Raw genomic sequence first — 247 nt, 5'->3', positions numbered from 1 at the left:
GACGTATTGCATACTTACCAGTAAGTTGGGCAACTTGCTTAATTTGATAACTAGTAAAGTGTTGTTCTAGACGAGTGATAAGAGGGACAACATCAGGTGCAAAAGTAATTTCTAGCGTTGCTGAATCGTCAATATATTTGATACGGCTAACCCATCTTGATTTTACTGTTCCGATTTTCCCATTTCTATCTTCTTCTTTAAAAGAAAATTGGCGATCAAAGAGATTTAAAACAGCATTTTTTAAAGC

1 protein-coding gene is annotated in these 247 nt (G+C 34.8%); it reads right to left on the bottom strand.

Annotated elements, in window-relative coordinates; translation table 11 throughout:
• The coding region (locus GHN86_RS23275) for a RepB family plasmid replication initiator protein (RefSeq protein ID WP_153387406.1) at positions 1–247 on the bottom strand (247 nt) is incomplete at both ends.

Origin of the sequence: Pseudomonas helleri (assembly GCF_009600315.1) — a bacterium.
Taxonomy (GTDB): domain Bacteria; phylum Pseudomonadota; class Gammaproteobacteria; order Pseudomonadales; family Pseudomonadaceae; genus Aquipseudomonas; species Aquipseudomonas helleri_A.
This window is presented reverse-complemented; position numbering and strand designations above follow the sequence as displayed.